Source organism: Halorubrum sp. Atlit-26R, from assembly GCF_003666015.1.
Classification (GTDB): Archaea; Halobacteriota; Halobacteria; order Halobacteriales; family Haloferacaceae; genus Halorubrum.
The window spans coordinates 1-458 of record NZ_QPLT01000493.1 but is presented as its reverse complement, the minus strand read 5'-3'; the positions used below and the strand labels follow the sequence as shown (position 1 = coordinate 458).

Annotated in this window: 1 protein-coding gene; it reads left to right on the top strand. The window is 63.3% G+C overall.

Going from position 1 to position 458, the window contains the following annotated elements:
• Positions 1-458: Na+/H+ antiporter NhaC family protein (locus DVK07_RS21615; RefSeq protein WP_233565650.1), on the top strand; the 458-nt coding region annotated here is incomplete at both ends.

Genomic DNA, 458 nt, shown 5'->3' with positions numbered 1-458 from the left:
CCGACCCCCTCATCGAGACGCGCGAAGAAGACATTGTCACGCCCGACCACGTCGATGCGCGCTGGTGGTACTTCGCCGCGCCCATCGTTTCCCTCGTCGCCGTCACCGGCTTCGGCCTGCTTTACTCCGGTGGGTGGCCGTCGAAGGCTCCCGTCGAAGCGCTGAAAGGTGCGGCTACCGCAGACGCAATTCTCTGGGGCGTGTTCTCGGCGTGCGCGCTACTCCTTGCGATTCTCGTGGGCCACGCCCGCGTCGAACTCGAAGACGTGAGCGACTCCATCTTCGAGGGCTTCAAGATGGTCATATTCCCCGTCGCCGTGCTCTCGCTGGCGTGGACTATCGGCTCTGTCAGCGAAGCGCTCGGCGTCGGTGACTACGTCGTCAGCATCTCGCAGGGCATTATCACGGCCCCAATGCTGCCCGCAGTCGTATTCATCACTGCGGCCATCATCTCGTTC